The following is a 23,342-nucleotide window of genomic DNA, read 5'->3' as shown; positions in this document are numbered from 1 at the left end:
ATAGCGTTATTGAAAATAATAAATCTTCCAGGTCTCGGAAACCTGGAAGATTTATTGGCAGTTTTGAAGCGTAAAACCCTACCGTTTTTGAGATGGAATTTTATTGATTATAAAGAAAGAAGGAAAAAAACAGCGCAGAACTTTCGCCCTGCGCTGTTTTTAAAGGAAGCAATTAAAATTAAGCGGCGCTGGCATTATTTTGTGCTTCGCGGGCTTCAATCACTTTCCGGAGTTTCTGAATAGACTGTGCAGCCCGATCTTCGTCCAGTTTGTTGATGTTTAGGAGCATTTTGGTTTTCTCCTGACGCGTAATTACTACATTGTTCAGCAGGCGGATAATTTCTTCTTTCTGCTTGGCGGTAGCGTATTTCATTACCGGTTCTTCTATGGTTGCCGCTGGTGCTTCCGGTTTGGCCGGCGCGGCTTCTGCCGGGCTTGCTTTCATGGTAACCGGTTCTGCCTGCGCGGCAACTTTCGGAGCCGTTTTTTCAGCTTTCAGCGTTGGTTGCGCTACTGCTTTTACTTCAGGAGCACCGGTATAATCCATTTCCTCGGCTGGCGTTGGTTCGTAACCCGCCGCCCGGATGATCCAGGCCAGGATATTACGGTACGCTTTACCAATGGCCCGCGTTTGCGCCATAGACGCAATGGCAAATTCCTGGTAATATTTCTTGCCGTTCTCTTTGTTCGAGCAAATGGCAAAACCTGCGCCTACCGTTTGCCCGTTACGCACGTTCAGCAAGGTAACTTTGGCTTCGTATTTCATTTCGGCCTCGTTGCTCATGTTAGTAACGTGCTCCACTACCGGGAAAATCCCCAAACGTGAACCGGCATATTGCCAGCCTTCCACATTCACGAATTCTTTACCCTGGATATTCTGATATAATTTATTTTCTTTTATAAACTTGGCTAAATCAACAGCCAAATGCATGGTTTCGTCCGAACGGGAAATGTCATAACTTTCTACCTTCGCTTTTTTTACCATTTTATCTTCTCTCATTTCCTGATTCATTTTGCTTTTTCTGTTTGTTACTTCTTAACAGAAAGGCATACTGAAAAGTGCAAAATTTACAGCTTTTTTAAGCAATTAATCCGTCTGATAATCAGGCAGTTACAAGTACATTGAGAAAAATTTTAGTTTCTACTAAAGCATTGACCTACAGCCGCTTAACAACAATTAACAAAGCAATGAAAAACGCCAGGGATTCGGGCTGAAAAAGTGTGAAAAAGGGAATACGCTATCTAAGCTGTAGGAAAGTATACAAAGTCAGAAATCAGCGCCATTAAAGGAAATGAATAACCGATAAACCGTTAGTTTTCAGGCACTAAAACCATTTGTTTTGCTGAACCCGAAACAGGATTGCTTTGGTCGGTGAGCCACAGACCAAGGTTAAGGTGACGCGTTGGTAGAAATGGGAAAGTTTGTAGAAATGGAAAATGGTTACAATTACTAAAAATCAATCCGCAATCAACAATTAGCAATCAGCAATTACGCCACCATGTGGCCATCTTTCATTACCAGTTTGCGGTCGGCCATGCCGGCTAATTCGGCGTTGTGGGTTACCACTACAAACGTTTGGTTGAGTTCGTTGCGCAGACGGAAAAAGATCTCGTGCAGTTCATTGGCGTTCTTGGAATCAAGGTTACCGCTGGGTTCATCAGCAAAGATGATCTCTGGCGAATTGATAAGGGCGCGGGCTACGGCCGTACGCTGCTGTTCCCCGCCCGACATTTCGGAAGGTTTATGTTCCAGCCGGTGGCCTAAATGCAGCATTTCCAGCAGTTCGGTAGCGCGCGCTTTCACTTCTTTCTCGGGGCGGCCCGCCAGAAACCCCGGTAAACAGGCATTTTCGAGCGCTGTAAATTCGGGTAGTAAATTATGGAACTGGAAAATAAAGCCGATGTACTTGTTTCGGAAACGGGCCAGATCGCCGTTATTCATTTTGGTCAGATCTTGTCCGGAGAAATGCACTTCGCCCTGATCGGGAGCATCTAAGGTGCCTAAAATGTGCAGCAAGGTGCTTTTACCAGCCCCCGAGGCCCCCACGATAGATACTACTTCGCCTTTGGCAATAGAAAGGTCTATGCCTTTTAGTACGGGCAGGGTACCGTAGTTTTTAAAAATATTAGTGGCTTGCAGCAGTATCTCCGGCGTTGTCATGATGGCAAACTTACTAAAAAAAATCGGCCGGAAAACGCTGCCCGGATTCTTTAGCCCAAATTACGCCGTTTCTACTACTGAAGTGATCTGGCATTGAGGAAAGTGAAGCTGCAATTGCGGACGGATCTCCGAGATCCTGTTCACCTTTATCACCACTTCTTTCAACTGATTCTGTTGCTGAACATTTTGACGGCTTAGCCAGAATTTCACTCTCCACTTTTTCATTGTATTTGATTTTCAAAAATTTAAACATTTATTCATTGCCGTAACTCTTCTTTAAATTCCGGCTCGGTAAACATGGAAACAGCCTCCTGCTTTACCCGTTCCAGCTCTTCTACCCGGATTACTTCCAGATTCAGCACTTCGGCTTTTTGGGAAGCTAATTTCACGGCTTCTACCTGATCTTTAGCGACCAGTTTCATTTTCTGCAACAAGCCTGCACCCGGTTTGTTTTTGGCGCAAAAGGTTATGGCATATAATATTTTCATTGTTTGTAGGTTAGTAGTGAATGCATTGGAGCTGGAGTGGCGGTTTAATAACAGGTTAATACTTTCTTTTTAAAAAAGGTTAGTATATTTCGCAAAAACTTTCAATGGCCTGATTGTAAATAATACAACATAACCTGCTTAAGATCTCATCGTAACAAACATTAACATCCCTACAGTACTTCACAACTATCAACCATCTTGGCAAACGACAGCGATTTTATAGAACGGTTAAAGCGCGGCGACGAAAGTTGTCTGCAGGAAATCTATACGCTTTACCGTCGTGATTTTACCGATTGGGCCGAACGGAAATTTTCTTTAGATCAGGAGGATGCCCGGGATATGTTCCAGGTTACACTCATCAGCTTTTACGAAAACGTAACCAACGGCAAACTTGCGGTTCTGAACAGCAGCCTGCGTACCTATCTTTTTGCGATCGGGAAATACAAGATTCTGAGAGACAAAAAAAAAGCTGTTATGTACGCTAACCTCGACGAGCTTCCGGATATTAACATGTTAGAAACCGATAACGAACCGGAACTGGAAAAAGAGCAGCAGGCCAAAGTACACGCCGCGTTAACGCAACTTGGCGGCGATTGTCAGAAAATACTGGAGTTATTTTATTTTCAGGAACTGAGTATGGTTGCCATTGCCCAAGCGCTGAATTATAAAAACGATAATGTAGCGAAAGTAAAAAAGGCAAACTGCATGCGTAAACTCGCCTCCATTTTTAAATCCCGGTAAATAGCCGCTTATTTTTTTCTGACTGAATTTAGTTTTTAACCGCAAACTGATACCATTTTGAATCCTGAACTATCACACCTGGAAGATCTTGAGCGTTTTGCCGGCGGACTAATGACCGCGAAAGAAACTTCAGATTTCCGGCAGCGCCTGGCTATAGATAATAACCTGATGGCTGAATTTGAGCTTTACCAAACCTTAAAAACGGGTATCAAGACTTTTCACCGGGAGCGCCTTTTAGGACAAATGGCCATCTACGAAGCCCAACTTCAGCAGCATACCTCGTTACCATTTTACCAGCGCATTGCCTTTCGTAAACTGGGCATTGCCGCTTCGGTAGCAGCAATATTTGGTGCTGGAATTTTTATGTGGAACCAGCAAAACAAAAAAGAAAATAACTGGGAGGCTGCTTTAATAAATGATCCGGGCTTACCCGTACTGATGAGCAACAACAAAAGCGCCTACAACCAGGCCATGAACTTTTACCGCCAGGGGCAGTTTAAAAATGCGCTGAACAGTTTACCGGCCAACACCACCGATACCACGGCTTATTACCGCGGCATTTTCTGGTTGAAACTACAAAATTCCGATTCTGCTTTTTATTATTTAGATCCGATCCGGAAACAAAGTGCTTCCGCTTTCCGGCAGAAAGCCGATTATTACAGCGCCATGGCCCTATGGCAGGCCGGCAAAAAAGAGGAAGCTCAGGCTGTTTTCCAAAAAATGGCCGCAAACGAAGAACATCCATTCCAAGAAGCTTCCGTTGAAATTCTTGAAAACAGTTTTTAAGCCTTAAACCATAGCGTTTTTCACTTACGATTACCTTTTCCGATTACCTTAAAAAAATCCGCCGCTAAAGCCAGATGGCTTTAGCGGCGGATTTTTTTATTCAAATTAATATACAAATGGAAATGGGGCGATCAGGCAAATTGCTTGCTTAACGGATCTGCCTGGCGTTGCTTTTTCCAAAAAAGCCAGGCTGCCACCACCGCCAGCACTATTACAGAGGCAATAAACCAGGTTTGCTGCCACCATGGCTTTTGGCCTACCGGCAGCAGTCCTTCATCGCCGGTCAGCACCAGGCCGCTCCAGTAAAACGGATTTGCTTCTTCGGAAGTACGGGCTTTGGCAATAAAATCAATTTTGGCTTGCTGCAGCGCTTCCTGTTTGGTTTTGCCGGCAAAAAGATAATCGTAAAAGCTTGAAAGTACCGTGCTGGTCTGGCGGTCATCAACTTTCCAGAGGGTAGAAAGCGTACTCGGGCAGCCCAGATAATAGAATCCCCAGCTCAGGCTTGTCATCGCATCGTTTTTATTGTCGATCATGCCTTTTCCGGTTTCGCAGGCACTCAGCACGGCCAGATTTGGCCTGATGTCCAGGTTCAGCAATTCGCTCATGTGCAGTTCGCCGTCTTCCTGGTCACCCTTGGCCATCAGAAACTTAGAATTCAGCGGGTTAGCCATATCGGTTTCGGCATGTGTAGCCAGGTGAATGATGCTGAAATTGCCGGCATTGGCTTTAAAATTTTCTTCTGTGGCTTCCTTATCGATCAGGAACAGGCCTTTCACTCTTTGCTGCAGTTTAAGCAGCAGATCTATGGTATATGGCAGTTTTGCGTAGGTACCGGCCGTCATTTCGCCACTCATCAGGTTTATTTTTCCGGAAGCGATCTGACCCGCCAGGCTTTTATCGGCAAAAGGCGCCATGGCCAGAATTGGTTTGTCAAACTTTTTATTCTGATCCTGGGCCAACTCGTTGCTAAGCTTGTTTAAGGTAGAAGAATGCTGATAACTAATATGATATTTATTAAGCAGATAAGGCATTTTCCGGTAATCGGACGTAGCCACCTGTTTGGTAAGCAGCGTTTCGAAAGGGATCTGCCACAGGTAACCGTCGGGCATGATCATGAGTTTTTCAATCTGCTTACCCAGTACTTTATCGGCTGGTTTTACCAGCAGGTCGTGAAACTGGCTAGCTAATTTCCGATAAACCGGCAGATTGGAATTGGTAATGCTCTGTACCAGCGAATCGATCTTGATCTCGTAGTCCTGCGGCAATTCCATCCGGATAAAGTCGGAGCGCTTTTTTTGCACTACCAGCATGTAAACTTCCCGGTCATAGGTGTAATTCACATGCAGGAAGTAACTTATTTTAGCCGTTTTATCATCAGGCAACCGCTTTTGCACTTCTTCCAGGCTTAAAGCATTGTTTTGCTCTATTCTGGCCTGGTAAAACGCCGGATATTTCTCTTTGGCTTCGTTGGTTAATTGCTGCATTTGCCGGCGGGTTAATGCCAGCTGCGCTTTAGAATTTTTAAACGGAGCTATATGGCGAAGACTTGCATACCGGCGGGCAACCTCCGCTTGTTCTTCTTTGCGTAAGTTTTCTGCGGTAAGGTGTTTGTAGTTTTTATCCAGCACATCGTAGTTTTGCAGGGTATTGGCCAGCTGATGGCCAAGCGCAGCCTGCAATAAATTCGCATTCTTTAATTTTTCGATATTCTTGAAAGCCTGCTGTTTGTATTTTTCGTTTCCGGTTTTTTCATAAAGCAGGTGAGCAGATTCAATAGACAAGCCATAGTTCCAGTTTTGAAAAAGGATGGCGGGAGCATCGTCCTCGCTGGCATAAATAGCTTTCTTTTTACGGATGTAATCGGCTAACTCCAGGCTTCTGAGACCATACTGATTAAAAGCTTCCAGGTCTTTTAAATCTTTTGATATATTATACTTTCCCAGGAAATAGTAGCTGATATGCTCCAGGATCAGTCCCAGATGATTTTCAGATTGAATATTCGTCAAAACCGGCACCTGGTAAAGGCTGGTCCCCTTATAGTCTGGCAAACAGGCCTTTAGGGCTTGCAAATTGTTTTCCGCAACAGAAGATTCTTTATATTTCGTTATCTCGCCAGAAGTGCCGCCTAGTGATAATAAAAGATAGGCTATTTCCGGGTTATTATATTTCTTATAAATTTCAATCCCTTTTTTAAGGTAGGGAATCACCTTCATGTTCGTTAATTCCCACTTGTTTTTCAGATCAGGTTCCACCCCAACAATTTCACTATACGCAAACGCTTTATGGGTATAGATTTTGGCTAAATATTGATTTTCTTTTCCATAAAGATTTAAAGCAGCCATTTCAGCACTGTCCTGATAGGCTAAATTAACATGGGAATTTGTGGGGTATTTCTTTCCTTTATGGATTACTTCTTGTCTGATTCTGCTTTTTTCTTCAAATTTAAAGCTTCTGAAATGCATGCCGTAAAGTGCATAAACAATTGGGGCAACCTCTGTTTTTAAAGGCTCCGGCTGCTGGTTAACAATCTGAAGCGCTTTGGAGATATACATGAAAGAAGAATCTTTGCGGCCGCCGGCGAAGTAACATTTACTCAGATCAGTATATACCCGAACGGCCTGCAGGCTGTTCTTACCGTATTTTTTAACTGTTAATCGGCGGGCTTGGTACCAGGCGGCAAGCGCATTTTCTACTTCGCGGTTACTAAAGTGCAATTCACCCTTGAGCCGGTAAAACTGGCTATAAGCTTCGTCGGTCGGCTTGATATGCTGCTTTAAATACTGTTCATCTTCCTGCATTTGCTGATAACAGGTAAAGGTAGCTTTCATTTGCAGCAGGGCACTTGCCTGTCCAATCCGGGCCTGCATATAATCTGAAGGCGATTTATCTTTAAGCAAGTTGGCGGCATCGGAAAAAGCCAAATATGCACTATCGGCTGCCAACCTATGAATTAGTTTCTGGCCTTGCAGCAATAACGTTTTTCCATTTTGCACTTTTTTAGCCGGCAAGGTTGCGTTGGCCGGCAGAATGCTGCCACAAAAAACCAAAGCGAGGATCAGTTTTTTTATCAGGCCGGCAGAAAAATATTTTTGTTTAAACATAAGGTACTCTTTATAATAATGCAAATTTAAGGGATTTCGGCAATAGGCAATATTAAATATGGTTAACAAACTCTAATATTGAACCAATATCTTAATTGCTGCAATAATTTAAATAAGTTCACACAATAAATAGCAGTTTCGGAATTAAAAAAGCTGCGGAATTTGAAAATAAAACCGGAAAGCCTTACTTTCGTGCGACCATTAAACTGTACTCATGAACATACACGAATATCAGGGAAAAGAAATTCTGAAGCGCTACGGCGTTCGGATTCAGGAAGGCATTGTTGCCAGCACAGCTGAAGAAGCTGTAGAAGCGGCTAAACGTTTAACTGAAGAAACCGGCACCGGCTGGCACGTAATTAAAGCGCAGATCCACGCAGGTGGACGCGGTAAAGGCGGCGGGGTAAAGCTGGCTAAAAACCTGGAGCAGGTAAAAGAAATTGCCGGCCAGATCATTGGCATGAATCTGGTAACGCACCAGACCGGCCCTGAAGGCAAAAATGTACATAAAGTACTCGTAGCGCAGGATGTTTACTATCCGGGTGTTTCTGAAACCAAAGAATTCTACGTTTCTATTTTATTAGACCGGGCTACGGGCCAGAACGTGATCATGTATTCTACCGAAGGCGGTATGGATATTGAAGAGGTTGCTGAGCACACGCCGGATAAGATCTTTAAAGAATATATCAGCCCGGTAGTTGGTTTACAGGGTTTTCAGGCGCGCAAAATTGCTTTCAACTTTGGTCTGGAAGGCGAGGCTTTTAAAGAAATGGTGAAATTCATCACGGCGCTTTACAAAGCTTATGTAGAAACCGATTCTTCGATGTTCGAAATCAACCCGGTTCTGAAAACTTCTGACAATAAAATTTTAGCCGTAGACGCTAAAGTTGACTTAGACGATAACGCTCTGTACCGCCACAAAGACCTGGCTGACCTGCGCGATATTACCGAAGAAGATCCTTTGGAAGTGGAAGCGGGCGAGCATAACCTGAACTATGTAAAACTGGACGGAAACGTGGGTTGCATGGTGAACGGCGCTGGCCTTGCTATGGCTACCATGGATATCATCAAACTTTCGGGCGGCGAGCCGGCTAACTTCCTGGACGTAGGGGGTGGAGCAAACGCGAAGACCGTAGAAGCTGGTTTCCGCATTATCCTGAAAGATCCGAACGTGAAAGCGATCCTGATCAACATTTTCGGTGGTATTGTGCGTTGCGACCGCGTTGCTAACGGTGTGGTTGAAGCTTACAAAAACATCGGCAACATTGAAGTTCCGATCATTGTTCGTCTGCAGGGTACCAATGCCGAAGAAGGCGCGCGTATCATCGACGAATCTGGTCTGAAAGTTTCTTCTGCCGTGTTGCTGAAAGATGCTGCTCAGAAAGTAAAAGAAGTAATTGAAAGCGTAAACGCTTAGTTTTTAAGCTGAAAAGCATACCGTTTTAAAAGCCTTCCTCAGCAATGAGGAAGGCTTTTTTGTTACCTCTACTCCAAATTTATTCAACTATGGTTTTAAAACAATCAACAAATGTTATCTTTGAAACGATAATTAACGAACTTTTTCTTTATTAACGCTTGGTCCCGGCCTGATTCCTACTACCAAACAATGAAGTCTTTTTTTCTGAGTCTTTTCCTGTTCTTACTGCAAGTTTCCTGCTCATTTGGCCAGGACGTAATTACTACCATCAGGGGAATTGCCTTTCATGCGAAAATTGAAAGCGAAACGGAACAAACTATCCGGTATAAAAAGACGGATAATACAACGGCGGTTTATTCCATGGCTAAAACGGATATACACCTGATAAAATACGAAAACGGTTCGCAGTTATTTCTAAACCCGGTTTTACCGGAACCTTCTCCCGAACCGAAAGCAAATTTTCCGCTGACCGCTTCCGGGAAACCGGCAACGAACGCATTCAACCGGGCCGACACGCTTACCTTAAAAGAACTTTATACGCTGGGTAAAGCCGACGCCAGTATTTACTATAAAGGGTATAAAGAAGCCGGAACATATACCTTTATTTCTTCTTTTCTTTTCTGGCCGGCAGGAATGGTAACCGCCATTTCCACAGCCTCTACCCCACCCAAAGCCCGCAATTTTACTTATCCGGATGCGAGCCTGGGCAAAAACCCGGAATATGTGCGGGGCTACCACGGCAACGCCCGGAAAATAAAATCAAAGAAAGTGTGGAGCAATTTCGGGGCAGGTTTTGGGACGGCTTTGGGCCTTGCTATTCTCTATGTATCGCGGCAATAATGGTTAGCCATAGTTTTGGTGGTTAAAACCATAGCGTTTTTTTGCCTTAAACTTTTACAGTTCTGCCTGCGGATTGCCGCAAAAATAAAAATCAGCATTGGTACTTATTTTCAACAACGAAAATTTGATAACACAAACTTTCGTTGTTATTTTGCAACAAATACCTTTCTGCAAATTTCATCCAGTTTTTCAGACCCCAGTCACAACTTTCTGAGCGGTTAAGGACTCTTTAAACTTTATTTAATATGAAAAAGCTTCTTGCTATTTTATGCTTTGCAGTCCTGTTTCTTCAGCAAGCTTTTTGCCAGGACACTATTATTAAGCGGAACGGCGACGAGATCCAGGGGAAAGTAAAGGAAATTTCGGCTACGGAAGTACGTTATACCCGCAAAGAATTGCCAGACGTAATGGTAGTGCTGCCGGTAACTTCCATTTTTATGATCCGGTATGAAAACGGCACCAAGGAGGTTTTTCAGGAAAACAATCCGGCAAACGAATTACAGCAACTGCCGGCCGTTTCGGCGCCGGCCCGGGTAAATGCGCCGGCGCCGGTTGCAGATAAAGCAACCGGCGAAAACCTGCTCCTAAAAGGACGCAACGATGCGAATTTGTATTATAAAGGTTACAAGGGCGCCGGCACCGCCACTTTACTGACTACAATTTTGTTTATGCCAGCCGGCCTCGTCACGGCAATTGGCACTTCGGTTACGCCGCCTTCACGCAACAATTTAGATTATCCGGATGCCGCTATGTTCTCGCAGCGCGAATATGCGAAGGGCTACGAGCAGAAAGCTAAAAAAATAAAATCCGGCAAAGTCTGGAAAAACTTCGGGATTGGTTTTGGTTCGCTGGTAGTGCTAAACTTTATTATCCTGTCGGCCAACCAGCAGTAATTTTTTCTATTCCCTGCTCATGAAAATCCGTTTATTCTTATTTTTCTGTTTGCTCTTTCTACTTCCGGAAGCCTTTTCGCAGGACCTGATCACGACCAAAACCGGCCGCGATATAGTTGTAAGAATTAAGGAAGTAACCCAAACAGCCATTATGTATGAACGTAGCGATTCGGTTTTTACCATTCCAAAAGCCGAGATCTTTATGATAAAATATGCGAATGGTTCGAAGGTTGTTTATGGGGCAAAAAACATTGAAAAAGAAGAGGCGATCAGAGCCTTAAAATCGAAAAATATTTCTCCCGACAGCCTACAGAAGCTTGGCCGGCTGGATGCGAAAAAATATTACCAGGCTTATAAAGGAGCAGCTACGGGTACGTTCATTTCCACACTACTTTTTCCACCGGCTGGCCTGGTCGTAGCTATTAGTACTTCAAGTTGCAGACCTACTAAAAATAATCTGAATTATCCATCGGAAATACTCTTTTCGCAACGAGCTTATGTAAATGGCTACGGCGAAAGAGCCCACAAGAAAAAACAGGAACAAGTCTGGACGAATTTTGGCATTGGCGTTGTGGTTTCAGCTACGTTAACTTTAATTGTTATTCCGGCCATTATCAGACATTAAACATTAACAGAAACGTCCAGATTGAACGTTTCTACTTTTACTCGTCAAAACGATAGCGTTTCAAACAATCTTTCCTGCTTCATACAACCAAACTGGTAAAAACGGCATCTTCTCTGCAAAGCCCATGATCATTAAAATTCCCAGTTTATGAAAAAGCTGTTTCCTACCTTTCTGGTTGCCTTATTTTACTCGCTTTCGTTACAAGCCCAAACCTTACAAGGCCGGATTCTGGATGCGCAAACGAAGCAACCCGTTGAATTTGCCAGCATTGGCATTCTGCACCGCGATGCCGGAACGGTAGCAAACGAACATGGTAATTTTGTTTTGAACACCGAAAAAGCCCGTTCCGGCGATACACTGAAAGTTTCGATGCTGGGTTATGAAAGCCGTTTGTTTTCGGTGCCTGATTTTGAAAGTAAACTAACGCAGGGAAACGGCACTATTTTGCTGCAGCCTCAAACCCGCAATTTGCAGGAAGTAGTTATTAAACCGCGCAAAACCAAAACGATCACGGCCGGCAACACCACCGATTCGAAGTTTATGTCGGCGGGTTTTACGTCAAACGATCTGGGTTCGGAAGTGGGAACGGTTTTGCGCTACAATAAGAAAAAGCCCGGCAAGGTAGAAAACGTAAACTTCAACATTGCTAATAACAGCTATAATAACGTATTTTTCAGGGTGAATATGTATGCTTTTAAAGATGGAAAGATCGGCGAAAACCTATTGAAAGAACCGCTTTATACGGATTTCAGTGGCGATTTCGGTACCCTTACCCTGGATCTCTCCGACAAAAATATTTACATTGATTCCGATTGCCTGCTCACTCTGGAATGGATAAAAGATTACGGGCAACGCGGATTATATTTCAGTGCCGGTTTCTTTAATTCCGATAGTTACGGCCGTAAAACCAGCCATGGCAATTGGTTTGAAGTACCGGCCGGGCTTGGTTTCTGGGCTACCGTTGTGCACGAAAAATGAAGAGCAGAAAGCAAAAAACGCTATCTTTTCAGTTCTTAAAACTCCGGCCTTACTCATGATAGAATTTATTCTTTACGTTTCTGACCAAAACCGCAGCAAAGCATTTTACACGAATGTGCTACAAAAAACGCCGTCCTTAGATGTGTCCGGCATGACGGAATTTGACCTGAGCGAAACCTGCAAACTTGGTTTGATGCCCGAAAACGGAATAGCAAAAATTTTGGGCGAGCGCCTTCCCCACCCTGCTTCCGGAAACGGCATTCCGCGTTGCGAACTTTATTTGTTCCAGGAAAATGCTGCTGAAGTTTGTGAACGTGCGGCGCGAAATGGCGGTAAAATGATCAGCGCGATGCAGCCGCGTGATTGGGGACATACCGTTGGTTACGTTGCTGATCCGGATGGACATGTGCTGGCTTTTGCGGAGAAAATCTGAAACCCAAAAAACTAAAAATGCCTGACCAATTTCTTGGTCAGGCATTTTAGTTTTTTGGCTCAAAACCATAGCGTTTTTTGCACTAAAACTAATCTTTGTTGCTTTGCTTAATGGTAAAAACGCGGGAAATATTAAAGCCGAAACGAATATCGCCATCAAACCAATTCCCGTCGGTTTCGGTAATAAAACCTTTTTCTACCATGGCGGTGGAGTTGGTAAAATGCAGCTGAAAAACGTGCCCGCCAGTCTCAATATCAAAACCAATGGCCAGGGAATTGCGCATATTTTCAGCAATCTGGTCGGGCAGTACATAATAATATTCGGCGTTTATGGCCAAGCGGCGGGTTAATTTCTGGCGACCGGCTACACCAATGGCAATTACATCGTGCTTTTCGGCGTCAGTTGCCGTTAAGTTGCGGTGCACCAAGGTTGGCATAAACTGCAGCGTAAAGCCTTCGGAGAACTTGCGGCCGAAAATAAGCTGATGCGTGTAAGCCAAACGCGAACTGAAATAATTGTTGCGTTCCGGGTTTTGCCACTTTAAAGAATTCAGAGCCATGCCGGAAAACCAGATAACCGTAACAGGCATGCTCCGGGCGCCGCTGCTTTGCCGCAACAGTTTCATTTTCAGGAAGCCATCGTAGGTTTTCTGCACCGAGCTCCGGCCCACGCCTACCATTAAATGCTTCGAAATGCCGTAATCCAGGCCGATCCGGATGGTAGCTGCATCTAAGCCGAAAAGCTCATAAGCGCCGCCGTTAAGAGGGCCGAAACGGTGCGAAATTTTCATATCGAGCACGCCGGACGCGGTATTTTCCAGCGACTGACTGTTGATCACGCGCGTGGTTTTAAAGCTGGCTTTGGCAAACTCGGTAGTCGGTTTATCGTCTTCAATTAATGAAAGCAGATCGTCCTGCGCAAAAACAGTAGGCAAAACGGCAAAAAAAGTAAGGGCAAGCAAAAAGAATTTCCGGAAGCTCTTCATAGGGGCGGTTAGCTTTTCAGGGCCTGGTAATCCATATTTACGGTTACTTTAATTTCTTTCGCAATTTTCTCGCGCACCAGTTTCGGGATCTCGATCTTATAATCTTCCGGCGCCACATTAAAAACCGAATTGGCTTTCACTTTGCCGTTTTCTACGGTAATGGTGCCCGGCGCTTCCACGTCTTTGGTTACGCCGTGAATGGTCATTTTACCTTTCACGTTCACTTTGTAAGTGCCGTTCTTGCTGAAATCTACCCCGCTCAGATTGGTAATGTTGCCGGCAAAAGTGGCTTTCGGATACTTGCCCGACTCCACGTAGTTTTCGTTAAAATGCTCTTCCATCAGGGCTTTTTCAAACTTGAAGGCTTTCATGAGAATGGCAAATTCCATTTTACCGGTTTTCGCATCTATCACGCTGGTTGCATTGTTGTTGCTGGCTTCAATGTTTTCCATGGGCGTGCTGGAAAAGAAGGAAACCTGGCCGTTTTTGGTAAAATATTTATCCTGGGCGAAAGCACTGGAAATGGCCAGCACGCCACTGAAAAGCAAGGTTAAAAAAGTAGATCTCATTTTGGTAAAATTTAAGTGAAATTAAATAAAACGGTATGGTTTGAAGCTTTACAACTTACTGCACAACTACGCACTTTACCAGCACCACATCCATTAAAAATCCGGTACACTGCCCTTTCACGGTCATTTCGCGGCCGGTTTTCAGACTCAGTCCTTCGGGAATATTCGTGCCCGGTATTTCGCAGGTTACGCCGCCCATCGGGCTGCCGGTGTCCAGGGTCAGGTTCAGGGAGCCATCGTTGCCGCGGCTTACGTTCTGCAGAACGCCTTTCACCTGAATCACCTTGTCTAAATACTGCTGATTGGCACCCGCTTCATTTTCAGAAAATTGGCGGTAAAGTTCCGTTGCCGGTAAACTCAGATCGGCTGATTCATTGGCCAGATTGCGGGCTGGCTTATTGTACTGGTAGTAAGCCCCGAATGCAACCAGCATCAGGAGCAAGACTGCCGCGATCAGATAATATTTCTTTTTCATTTTGTTCTTCAGCTTATTGCGGATGACCATTATCGATCCACTTTTTTATGGCGTTAATATCGCAGTCGGGCAGTTTGTTTCCGCCCTGCGGCATGGGTTTATTCGATGTATGCGACACCGCACCGTACAAATTCCGGTTGATTGTGGCATCCCTTACGCCCTGGTAAGAATCCAGACTCACGTTACCGCCCGCGCCGCTGCCGGTGTGGCAGGCTACGCAATTGCTTTTTATGATCGGCTCGATGCGCGCCTGGTACCCCACGTTCAGGGTGTCGCAGGTTTGGTTCGGATCTTTGGGGTAGAGTTCACTTTCCACGTCGTAATAGCAGCCCGAAAAAAGGCACGTTCCGCTTAGCAGCAAGCCCAGAATATATTTTTTCATGAAGTTCTTTTAATTATTAAGTGCGCCTAAGCTCACCCATTTTCTGATCTGCGCGATCTGGCAATCGGTTAGTTTTCCGCCTTGCGGCATTGGTTTAAAACCGGCAGCGTGTGAAACCGCGCCTACCAGTTTGCCATTGTTGGCGGCCACGGCCAGTCCGCTGTGCGTACTGAAATTATAACCGCCTGAAGCCAAGCTATTGTTGTGGCAGCCGGAGCAATTGGTCTGAACCAGCGGTTTTATCACGGCCGAATAGGTAACTGAAGCAGTATCGCAGGCATTCGTGCCACAAATTTCGTTCTTAGCGCCCTGGTTTATCCAGGTTTGAATAATTGCGATCTGGGCCGCCGGAAGCTTATTCATTCCGTACGGCATACGCTTGTCTTCATCATCTTCTACCAGCACTTCAAACAGATCGCTGCCGCTGGCATTTCCGGGTCTTACATCGGCCGTGGCCATTACGTTCGCATAATTATCCAGCACTACGTCATCTTCCCGGTCCGTTGCATTATGGCAGCCGCTCATGGTACAATTCGAAAGCAGAATGGGCAATACGTCGCGCTGAAAATAAACGGTGTTCGGATCGCAGGGCTGCCCGGTATCTATCGGGTTATTGCCGCCCGGATTTCCGGGATTTTCCGGCGCCGGCTGTACGGGGATTTCATGTTTACAGGCCAGTAAAAAGCCAAGCCAAAGCAAGCAGGTAAAACGGGTATATCGCAGTAAAATTCCTTTCATCGGGCAGTTTGCAGATTCAGTTTTTGCCAGTTCTAATTTACTCATTTTTCCGATCATAAACCGGCCAAAATCCGGCGGCCGCTCATTCTCTCAGCCGCCGGAAATTGGGATTCATCCATCATCATTCGGAAACCTGTTCTGGTGATTTCTACGGCTAAATAAGCGGCTATTATCACCTGAAAAAAACAAATTTCGCCGAACGGGAAAAAGTGGCAACTGAACCGGCTTTATTGATTGTTGATTATTGATTGTTGATTTATTTATTCTCAACGGATGCGTTTATCTTTTTTATTAAGCTGCGTTAGCGTTGCAGTTATACAGATTCAAGCCTCTTCTAATCAATGTTTGCGGGTTTCGGACATTCGCGCTAACTCTTTTTCAGGATGACAGTGCTTAAAAAAATCAATCAACAATTAACAATTCTTACTTTCCGGTAAGCCAGTTCTTAAACGTGGCGGAGCGTTCAGTGCTGACAATGGTTTCGATATCGGAGGCCGGGTTGAGCTCGATTTTCACGCGTGATTTGGAATAGCTGATCATGTTGCCGATGGCGCGCACGTTGATGATGAACTGGCGGTTGATGCGGAAAAACACGGATGGATCAAGTTCTTTTTCCTGTTCATCGAGCGTAGAATCTACGGGCAGTTTTTTTCCTTCGAAGGTGCACAGGAAGGTCACTTTTTCCTGGGTGAAAAAATAAGCCACGTCGGCTACTTCCACGGTTTTTATATGCGGGCCGTAGCGGATCACCAGGCGTTTCTGGAAATGCTGTTGAGTTGGTTTTAAAGCCTGCAAAAGCTGTTGGTAATCAATTACCGGATTGGAGTTATGCGAACGCAGTTTCTTCCATTTATCCAGGCTTTTTTCCAGCTCCGCCAGCTTTACCGGTTTGAGCAAATAATCGATGCTGTTCACTTTAAAAGCATCGAGCGCATACTGGTCGAAGGCGGTGGTAAAAATAACCGGCGCGGTAACTTCCACTTCCTTAAAAATCTCGAAGCTCGAGCCGTCAGCTAAATGAATATCCGAAAAAATAAGGTCCGGCGCCGGGTTTTGCCGCAGCCAGTCCACCGAACTTTCAATGCTGTCGGCCACGCCGGCAATGTGCAGATCGGGGTCGAGCTGGCGTAAAAGTTTCTCCATACGGGCTGCCGCCACTTCTTCATCTTCTATCAGGAATACCTTCATACTGCGGAAATTAAGGGAATTTTCACTTCAAAAACCATAGCGTTTTCTATGATCTGTACCGGTTTTCGGGTTAAAATGGCATAGCGCTTACATATATTCGCCAGCCCGATACCGGTGGATTGTTCAGGCATTTTTTTCTTCTGCAGGGTATTGCGCACCACCAGGTAATCGCCCGCTTCGGTAAAGAGTTGCACGGTTAACGGCTTACTGCGGGAAACCACGTTGTGTTTGATGGCATTTTCAACGAGCAGCTGCAGGGTTAGCGGCGCAATAAGTAATTCGCGTTCGTTCGCAGAAACAATGATCTCTAAAGCCAGATTAGAACCGTAGCGTTTTTGTTGTAAAAAGTAATAATGTTGCACCAGCTCCAGTTCTTCGGCCAGCGTAATGGTATCTTTTTCGCGGTATACCAGAATGTTACGAAAGAAATCGGAAAGCTTTTCCACGTATTCCACCGCCGCTTCCCGGTCGTCTTCAATAATGCCGATGAGCGTGTTAAAACTGTTGAACAGAAAATGAGGATTTACCTGGTTTTTAAGTGTTTCGAACTGGAACGTAACTTTATCTTTTTCCAGGCGCTCGGCTTTTTTCAGGCGTTTTTCGCGGCTTTTAATAAAACCGAACAGCAAACCGCCGCCCGCCGCAAAACTGAGCAAATAAAACCAGGCCGTATTCCAGAAAGGCCGCTGCACCTGAAACGGATACGTTTGCACCGGCGCATTTTCAAAGTTGCCGGTGGCCGAAGCGCTGACTTTAAAAGTATAACTTCCGGGTGGCAGTTTAGGATACGTGATGCTGCGGTTATTCGAAACTGTCCATTCGCGGTCGTAGCCTTCCAGCTTTAAGCGGTAACTTACTTCTTCCGGCTGCTGAAACCAAAGCCCGGCATACTCAAAGGAAATGTGGTTTTCGTCGTGCGCAAAGGCAGTATTGGAAATAGCAGAAACCGGTTTCAAAAAAAGCTGCACGCTGGTAATGTTGGTCTTAGGCTGATCCGCCACCTGCGCCTTAACCGGTTTATAAGCCACCAGCACTTTTTGCGCCCCAAACCATACCGTTCCGTCGGCTGCTTTGGCCATGGTGTTCAGGTCCTGCCCCATTTGCTGCAACCCGCTTTCCGAACCCAGGCTGCGCATTTTCCCGGTTTCCGGATCTAAAATATCGAGGCCTTTCTGGTGCAGCACCAGCAAATTGCCGAAATTATCGGTTTGTAAGGCGTTTATGTTGAGGTCGCGCAAACCTTCCGGCGTACTGAAATTTACAAATCGCTGGTTATCGAACCGGAACAAGCCGCTTTTGGGCGTGCTTACCCATAAGTTTCCGTCCCGGGTTTCGGCCAGGGAATAAACGGTGCGGGAAGTTAGGCCTTCTTTTTCGGCATAATTGGTGAAGCGGCCGTGCTCTAATTTGGTTAAACCCTTTCCGTCGGTGGCAAACCACACGCGCTTTTTGCTGTCTATAAAAACCTGGTAAATGTAATTGAACCCGATGCCGTCGTGCTGGTTATAGTTCTGGAACTGGAGGGAGGCTTCGGGGTTGTTTTTAAGTTTACACCGCGAGGCCCCACCCAGGGTTGCCAGCCAGATCTCGTTTCCGGAACCGGCAATGGAAAGCACGTTGTCGTTTACCAGCCCGTTCTTTTCGGTGAACTGAGTGGCTTTTCCGGTTTCCGGATCTATTCTGAAAACGCCGCCGCCAAAGGTGCCTACCCACAAAAACTGCTGCGCATCTTCGTACAGACTGATCACCTTAAATTCCTGAAAGGGCAAGCCCGAAAACGCGGGTTCTATATTGAAACCGTGGTTTTGTTTCCGGGCGCAGAAAAGACCTTCGTCGGTACTGAACCAGATATTGCCTTTTTTATCGGGCAGCACTGCCAGCACGCCTGCCGCCGTTTGCTTTTCCGGGAATTTGAGAAAGCGCAGCGCTGGTTTTGCCAGCCGGATTCCGGAAGTATTACCCGCTACCCAAACCGAACCTTCCGCATCGTAAAGCAGGTCAGAAATTTTAAAGCCGGCCGGTTTTTCGCCTTCCACCCATACCATTTTTTCCGGCTCCGCCCCATCAAATTCGAATAGGCCGTGGTTATGGGTGGCGATCAGGGCGGCGCTGGCCGTGGTAGGTAAAATGGCCGAGATCACGCTGTATGGCCAGTTTTCCGCTATCTTTAACTTCGTTACGTTCCGGGTTTCGGCATCTATCTGGCAAAAACCACCCGAATACGTGCCGGCCCAGATCGTTTTCTTCCCCGGACAAATGGCCAGCGCTGTTACAATATTATCGGGCAGGCCTTGTGCGGTACCAATTTTAGAAACCTGTTTTTTAGCGGTGCTGAAATTACAGATAGCAATTCCCCGGTCGGTTCCGGCCCAGATATTTCCTTTTTGGTCGGCTGTGAGCGCGTACACGTAATCGTCCGGTAGACCGGTCTGGGTATTGAACCGGGAAAGTAACTTTTGTTTCCAGCAGTACAAACCATCGCCGTAAGTGGCCAGCCAGATAAAACCGTTCGCGTCTTCCTGCATGGCTAAAACCGCCGATTTGGGAGCGTGCTTTTGCGGTTTAAAGGGCGTTAACTTCTGCTGATGCAGGCGGTAAATTTCCCCGTTTTCGCAGCCCACCCAAAGGCGTTTATGCTTGTCCTGGAAAAGCGCAGAAACCGGAGGAATGGCCTGACCTGAATTTTCCGGGAATACCGGTTTGGTTTCAAAGCCATCGTATTGAAAAAGCCCCTGCGCGGTGCCCAGCCACACAAATCCGGCTGCATCCTGATACAGCTTTTTTACTTTCAGCGGTTCGTTGTTGTGTTCAAACGTGCGCGTATTGAAATGCAGTTCCTGCCCCGAAACCGCAAGCGACCGGAGTAAAAAAAACAGCAGAAACAGGCGAAAAACCGGCATCGGGAAGTTTAAGATTGCGGTTGCAGTACGGCGTTAAGATCTACCTGAATTTCTTCGGCAATTTTCTGGTACACAATTTTTGGAATGGTAATGTTGTGATCGGCCAGCGGCACGGTGAAGTTAGAGGAAACCGAAATAACGCCTTTTTTGATCTGTAGCGTAGCTTTAATAATGCGCTCCTGTTCTACGCCGTGCACCAGCAATTTGCCTTTCGCGCGAACGGTGTGCGTGCCGTCAACAGAAAAATCGATGGATTCAATAATTTTCCCGGTAAAAGACGAGTTCGGAAATTTATTGCTTTCCATGTAATTCTCGTTAAAATGTTCACGCTGCAAGGCACTGTTAAAACCTTCGAAAGTATTATTGGGCACCGAAAAAGCAAAGGTCTGCTCGGCTGTGTTGATCACGCCTTTCATTTTGGCCGAACGCGCTTCGATGAGTTCCAGCGGGGCTTCCGATTTAAACTGGATGTTGCCAGTTTTGGCCACGAATAAAGTTTGCTGCGGCGCCGGCAACCGGAACGGCAAAAGCAAGGCGAAAAGTATTAATATAAACGGCATGAATATCTTTGTTAAATTAGCGGCAGCAATGATGAACCCTGATTTCGCTACTTGTAAAGATAACAAAAAACAATAATTTTTTTATCCATGTTTCCCGGATTTTCCTGAGCAGTTTTTTGCCCGGAAACCATAGCGTTTTTATTTTTTACCTCTGCCTACGGGTATTGATATGAAATTTCTGAATCACAAAACCGGTTGCTGCATTCCGATTCCGGAAAACAATCAATATTCATCCCTACTCAATTTCAGGATCAAGTTTAAATGCTTACCTTTAAAACCGCAGATGAACGTAAGGTTGAAGTTATTTGACTATAAAACCACTTTTGAAGCTTAATTAACATACCACAGTAATATGAAAAAAGCAACAGCGCAGGCCGTTAAAAAAAATAAAATCCAGATCCTGGAAAACTGGATGAAGTTCCAGTTAACCGATGAAGGTCTTCGTGATGATCTGATGAACAATGAAGAACTTCATGCACAGTCAGTTCTACTGCTCGATGCACTTATCAGGGCAATGGAAACCGGCGAAACGCTGCATGCTTCTTCCCGCGAATTTGACCCGATCCGGGATGTGCTTGGCGAAATATCGGTAATGCGGGCCCGCAGAGGTTATTCGCCGCGCGAAACTGCCTCGTTCGTTTTAAGCCTGAAACAAAGCCTTTTCGATGCGATTGAAAAAGAATATAAAAAAGAGCCGGAAAGCCTGTACAAAGAAATAATTGCTGTAAATAATATTCTCGATGCCTTAAGCATTTTCACGTTCGAAGCTTTCCTGAAAGGCCGTGAAGAAATTATTCTGCGCCAGACCGACGAAATAAACGAAATCTCTACCCCGGTAATCCGCGTATGGGAAGGAATTCTGGCGTTACCGATCATTGGTACCCTGGACAGTGCCCGTACCCAGATCGTGATGGAAAACCTGTTGCAGGAAATTGTAGCTACGAACAGCAGCATTGCCATTCTGGATATTTCCGGCGTACCGGCAGTAGATTCGCTGGTAGCGCAGCACTTAATTAAAACCGTGAGTGCCACCCGTTTAATGGGTGCTGAATGTATCATTAGCGGAATCAGGGCAGAAATTGCTCAAACCATCGTTCATTTAGGCATCGACCTTTCCAATATCAAAACCAAAGCTTCGCTGGCCAGTGCCTTACGCGTAGCTTTCGATATGATGAACGTGGAAGTTAAAAAAGTAGACAGAAGATCAAATATATTGTTGAAGTAGGTATATGGATAGAATTCCTATTCTTAAAATGGGCCCTTTTTTACTGGTAACCATTCAGGTAGATCTTTACGACCGGCTCGCGCTGAACTTAGAGAACGACTTAATAACCATGGTAAGTAAAACGGAGGCCAGAGGCGTATTGATCGATATCTCCGCCGTTAGCATCGTCGATTCCTTTATGGGTCGCATATTGGGAAATATTGCCTCCATGTCCCGTATTATGGATGCCGAAACCGTAGTGGTTGGCATGCAACCCGCCGTGGCAATAACCCTTGTAGAACTGGGGCTTACACTGCAAGGCGTTTATACTGCGCTGGACGTAGAAAAAGGAATGGAACTTCTTCAGAAAAAGATCGGACTAAACCTGTTAAATAACGAGGAGGAGGAAGCCGACGAAGATGATCGTAATCTCTAAGGATTCCATGGGAATTATCCGGGAGCAGGACGTTGTACCCTTCCGGAGCCGGGTTAAAGAATATGCGACCAAAATTGGTATGAGCCTGGTAAACCAGACCAAGCTGATTACGGCTGCCAGCGAGCTGGTGCGAAACATGCTGAAATACGCCAACGGAGGAATTGTGACGCTGGAGATTATCAGTAAAAACGGTATTTCCGGAGTAAGACTTACTTTCGAAGATAAAGGGCCAGGCATTAAAGATATTCAGCTCGCCATGAAGGATGGATTTTCTACGGGCCGCAGTTTAGGCCTGGGGCTTCCCGGCACCAAAAGACTTGTAAACGAATTCGATATTAAAAGCGTACCGGGCGAAGGAACTACAGTTACCATCACCCACTGGAAGAATGGACGTTAAACAACATCAACGCTTTATTATTGCCGACCGCAGTTACCTGAACCTGGTAAAACGCGATATTACCAAACTGGCTGAAAATTACGGCTTCAGCGAAAACGAGATCGGGAAAATAAATATCGTGGTTTCGGAAATGGTTTCGAACCTGGTAAAGCACACATCAGCCGGCGGCGAGGTGCTGGTAAAACCAGTTGGAGATGATCTCTCGGGCATCGAAATTATCAGCATAGATTACGGGCCGGGCATGGTTGACCCGGAACGCATGATGGAAGATGGCGTTTCTACCCACGGTACGGCCGGGCAGGGGTTAGGCGCCATAATAAGGCAATCTGCCTTTTTCGATTATTATACCTTGCCGGAAAGCGGTACCGTATTATTATCGCGGATCTTTAAACAGGTAGTAGATTCGCCATTTTTAAGCAAACCCATTCCAAAACCGGAAAAGCTGGAAGTTGGTGCAATTATGGTAGCCAAAAACGGTGAAACTGTATGCGGCGACGGCTGGGAAATGGCTCAGACCGAAACGAATACTTACATTGTAGCATTTGATGGTTTAGGTCATGGTCCGGATGCCAATGCAGCTTCTACCGAAGCCATAAAAAGCTTTAAACAAAACTTAATTGATTCGCCCAGCAATGCTTTAAGGCAAATACACGCCGATATCCGCCGGACCAGGGGCGCGGTGGGTGCAGTTTGCAATATTCATAAAGCAACCGGGGAATTGGATTTTTGTGGTATCGGAAATATAAACGGTAAAATCTTTGGCTCCAACGGTCAGAAAACGGTAAGTGTACTTAAAAACCTGGTTTCGTATAATGGTACCCTGGGGCATAATATTCCGAATACGATGCACGACCTGCGTACCGAAATTCAGATGGGCCAGCTTTTGGTTCTGCATTCCGACGGCATAAAATCGCGCTGGGATGTAACAAAATACCCTGACCTGCACCGCCACGACCCCAGCCTGATTGCCGCCATAATTTACCGGGATTTCAACCGCGGTACCGACGATGTGCTGGTAATTGTTGCAAAAGCTAAAAGTTAG

General features: G+C 45.6%; 25 protein-coding genes. 12 read left to right on the top strand and 13 right to left on the bottom strand.

The annotated features are described in order from the left end of the window. Positions 1-178: 178 nt before the first annotated feature. The 4 genes from I5M27_RS05230 to I5M27_RS05215 all read right to left on the bottom strand — a co-directional run bounded on the left by I5M27_RS05230 (position 179) and on the right by I5M27_RS05215 (position 2,649). Positions 179-1,000 (bottom strand): hypothetical protein, encoded by an 822-nt coding sequence (locus I5M27_RS05230; protein ID WP_234462406.1) that lies wholly within the window; start codon positions 998-1,000, stop codon positions 179-181. A gap of 489 nt (positions 1,001-1,489) precedes the next feature. Then, a complete protein-coding gene (locus I5M27_RS05225) occupies positions 1,490-2,161 on the bottom strand; it encodes an ABC transporter ATP-binding protein (protein ID WP_200505123.1) in 672 nt (223 codons plus the stop codon). 60 nt (positions 2,162-2,221) lie between these two features. Then, positions 2,222-2,386 (bottom strand): hypothetical protein, encoded by a 165-nt coding sequence (locus tag I5M27_RS05220; RefSeq protein WP_200505122.1) that lies wholly within the window; start codon positions 2,384-2,386, stop codon positions 2,222-2,224. Between the two features lie 32 nt (positions 2,387-2,418). Next, positions 2,419-2,649 (bottom strand): hypothetical protein, encoded by a 231-nt coding sequence (locus I5M27_RS05215; RefSeq protein ID WP_200505121.1) that lies wholly within the window; start codon positions 2,647-2,649, stop codon positions 2,419-2,421. A gap of 198 nt (positions 2,650-2,847) precedes the next feature. Here I5M27_RS05215 and I5M27_RS05210 point away from each other — a divergent pair, with 198 nt between their 5' ends. Continuing rightward, complete coding sequence (locus tag I5M27_RS05210; protein ID WP_200505120.1) at positions 2,848-3,390, top strand: RNA polymerase sigma factor; 543 nt, start codon at positions 2,848-2,850, stop codon at positions 3,388-3,390. A 57-nt stretch (positions 3,391-3,447) separates the two neighbouring features. Beyond that, the gene (locus tag I5M27_RS05205) at positions 3,448-4,176 is read left to right on the top strand and encodes a hypothetical protein (protein ID WP_200505119.1); all 729 of its coding nucleotides are present in this window, start codon (positions 3,448-3,450) and stop codon (positions 4,174-4,176) included. Between the two features lie 131 nt (positions 4,177-4,307). Here I5M27_RS05205 and I5M27_RS05200 read toward each other — a convergent pair whose 3' ends face one another. Further along, positions 4,308-7,280: a CHAT domain-containing protein gene (locus I5M27_RS05200; protein WP_200505118.1), complete on the bottom strand. Its 2,973-nt coding sequence runs from the start codon at positions 7,278-7,280 to the stop codon at positions 4,308-4,310. Positions 7,281-7,494: 214 nt separating this feature from the next. Between I5M27_RS05200 and sucC the strand changes: the two genes are divergently transcribed. From sucC to I5M27_RS05170, 6 genes are all read left to right on the top strand, one after another. After that, positions 7,495-8,697 (top strand): ADP-forming succinate--CoA ligase subunit beta, encoded by a 1,203-nt coding sequence (gene sucC, locus I5M27_RS05195; protein ID WP_200505117.1) that lies wholly within the window; start codon positions 7,495-7,497, stop codon positions 8,695-8,697. A gap of 189 nt (positions 8,698-8,886) precedes the next feature. Beyond that, on the top strand, positions 8,887-9,537 hold the full coding sequence (locus tag I5M27_RS05190) for a hypothetical protein (protein ID WP_200505116.1): 651 nt from the start codon (positions 8,887-8,889) through the stop codon (positions 9,535-9,537). Positions 9,538-9,782: 245 nt separating this feature from the next. Further along, on the top strand, positions 9,783-10,430 hold the full coding sequence (locus I5M27_RS05185) for a hypothetical protein (protein WP_200505115.1): 648 nt from the start codon (positions 9,783-9,785) through the stop codon (positions 10,428-10,430). A 19-nt stretch (positions 10,431-10,449) separates the two neighbouring features. Next, the gene (locus I5M27_RS05180) at positions 10,450-11,055 is read left to right on the top strand and encodes a hypothetical protein (protein WP_200505114.1); all 606 of its coding nucleotides are present in this window, start codon (positions 10,450-10,452) and stop codon (positions 11,053-11,055) included. 147 nt (positions 11,056-11,202) lie between these two features. Next, positions 11,203-12,033, top strand: a complete 831-nt coding sequence (locus tag I5M27_RS05175) for a carboxypeptidase-like regulatory domain-containing protein (protein WP_200505113.1) — start codon at positions 11,203-11,205, stop codon at positions 12,031-12,033. A 55-nt stretch (positions 12,034-12,088) separates the two neighbouring features. Further along, positions 12,089-12,466, top strand: a complete 378-nt coding sequence (locus I5M27_RS05170) for a VOC family protein (protein ID WP_200505112.1) — start codon at positions 12,089-12,091, stop codon at positions 12,464-12,466. Between the two features lie 88 nt (positions 12,467-12,554). On the opposite strand, the gene I5M27_RS05165 is transcribed toward I5M27_RS05170, so the two are convergent. The 8 genes from I5M27_RS05165 to I5M27_RS05130 all read right to left on the bottom strand — a co-directional run bounded on the left by I5M27_RS05165 (position 12,555) and on the right by I5M27_RS05130 (position 20,263). Beyond that, entirely contained in the window at positions 12,555-13,451 is an 897-nt protein-coding gene (locus tag I5M27_RS05165) for a DUF5777 family beta-barrel protein (RefSeq protein ID WP_234462405.1), read from the bottom strand. 8 nt (positions 13,452-13,459) lie between these two features. Next, the gene (locus I5M27_RS05160; RefSeq protein ID WP_200505111.1) at positions 13,460-14,020 is read right to left on the bottom strand and encodes a YceI family protein; all 561 of its coding nucleotides are present in this window, start codon (positions 14,018-14,020) and stop codon (positions 13,460-13,462) included. A gap of 55 nt (positions 14,021-14,075) precedes the next feature. After that, positions 14,076-14,495, bottom strand: a complete 420-nt coding sequence (locus tag I5M27_RS05155) for an OB-fold protein (protein ID WP_200505110.1) — start codon at positions 14,493-14,495, stop codon at positions 14,076-14,078. 13 nt (positions 14,496-14,508) lie between these two features. Then, entirely contained in the window at positions 14,509-14,877 is a 369-nt protein-coding gene (locus I5M27_RS05150) for a c-type cytochrome (RefSeq protein ID WP_200505109.1), read from the bottom strand. Between the two features lie 9 nt (positions 14,878-14,886). Then, a complete protein-coding gene (locus tag I5M27_RS05145) occupies positions 14,887-15,615 on the bottom strand; it encodes a c-type cytochrome domain-containing protein (RefSeq protein ID WP_200505108.1) in 729 nt (242 codons plus the stop codon). Positions 15,616-16,038: 423 nt separating this feature from the next. After that, positions 16,039-16,803 (bottom strand): LytR/AlgR family response regulator transcription factor, encoded by a 765-nt coding sequence (locus tag I5M27_RS05140; RefSeq protein WP_200505107.1) that lies wholly within the window; start codon positions 16,801-16,803, stop codon positions 16,039-16,041. Beyond that, a complete protein-coding gene (locus tag I5M27_RS05135; RefSeq protein WP_200505106.1) occupies positions 16,800-19,703 on the bottom strand; it encodes a ligand-binding sensor domain-containing protein in 2,904 nt (967 codons plus the stop codon). The genes I5M27_RS05140 and I5M27_RS05135 overlap by 4 nt, the downstream gene beginning before the upstream one ends. 8 nt (positions 19,704-19,711) lie before the next feature. Further along, positions 19,712-20,263 (bottom strand): YceI family protein, encoded by a 552-nt coding sequence (locus tag I5M27_RS05130; protein WP_200505105.1) that lies wholly within the window; start codon positions 20,261-20,263, stop codon positions 19,712-19,714. A 352-nt stretch (positions 20,264-20,615) separates the two neighbouring features. Between I5M27_RS05130 and I5M27_RS05125 the strand changes: the two genes are divergently transcribed. From I5M27_RS05125 to I5M27_RS05110, 4 genes are read left to right on the top strand one after another with little or no spacing between them, the layout of a single operon-like run. After that, positions 20,616-21,488 (top strand): STAS domain-containing protein, encoded by an 873-nt coding sequence (locus tag I5M27_RS05125; RefSeq protein ID WP_200505104.1) that lies wholly within the window; start codon positions 20,616-20,618, stop codon positions 21,486-21,488. Positions 21,489-21,492: 4 nt separating this feature from the next. Beyond that, positions 21,493-21,903 carry an STAS domain-containing protein gene (locus I5M27_RS05120; protein WP_200505103.1) on the top strand — a complete coding sequence of 137 codons (411 nt, stop codon included), beginning with the start codon at positions 21,493-21,495 and terminating at the stop codon, positions 21,901-21,903. Continuing rightward, on the top strand, positions 21,887-22,300 hold the full coding sequence (locus tag I5M27_RS05115) for an anti-sigma regulatory factor (RefSeq protein ID WP_234462404.1): 414 nt from the start codon (positions 21,887-21,889) through the stop codon (positions 22,298-22,300). The genes I5M27_RS05120 and I5M27_RS05115 overlap by 17 nt, the downstream gene beginning before the upstream one ends. Next, positions 22,290-23,342 carry an ATP-binding protein gene (locus I5M27_RS05110; protein ID WP_200505102.1) on the top strand — a complete coding sequence of 351 codons (1,053 nt, stop codon included), beginning with the start codon at positions 22,290-22,292 and terminating at the stop codon, positions 23,340-23,342. The genes I5M27_RS05115 and I5M27_RS05110 overlap by 11 nt, the downstream gene beginning before the upstream one ends.

The organism is Adhaeribacter terrigena, from assembly GCF_016623615.1.
Taxonomy (GTDB): domain Bacteria; phylum Bacteroidota; class Bacteroidia; order Cytophagales; family Hymenobacteraceae; genus Adhaeribacter_A; species Adhaeribacter_A terrigena.
Note: the sequence above shows the minus strand (reverse complement) of the source record. Positions and strands in the feature narration are given on the sequence as shown.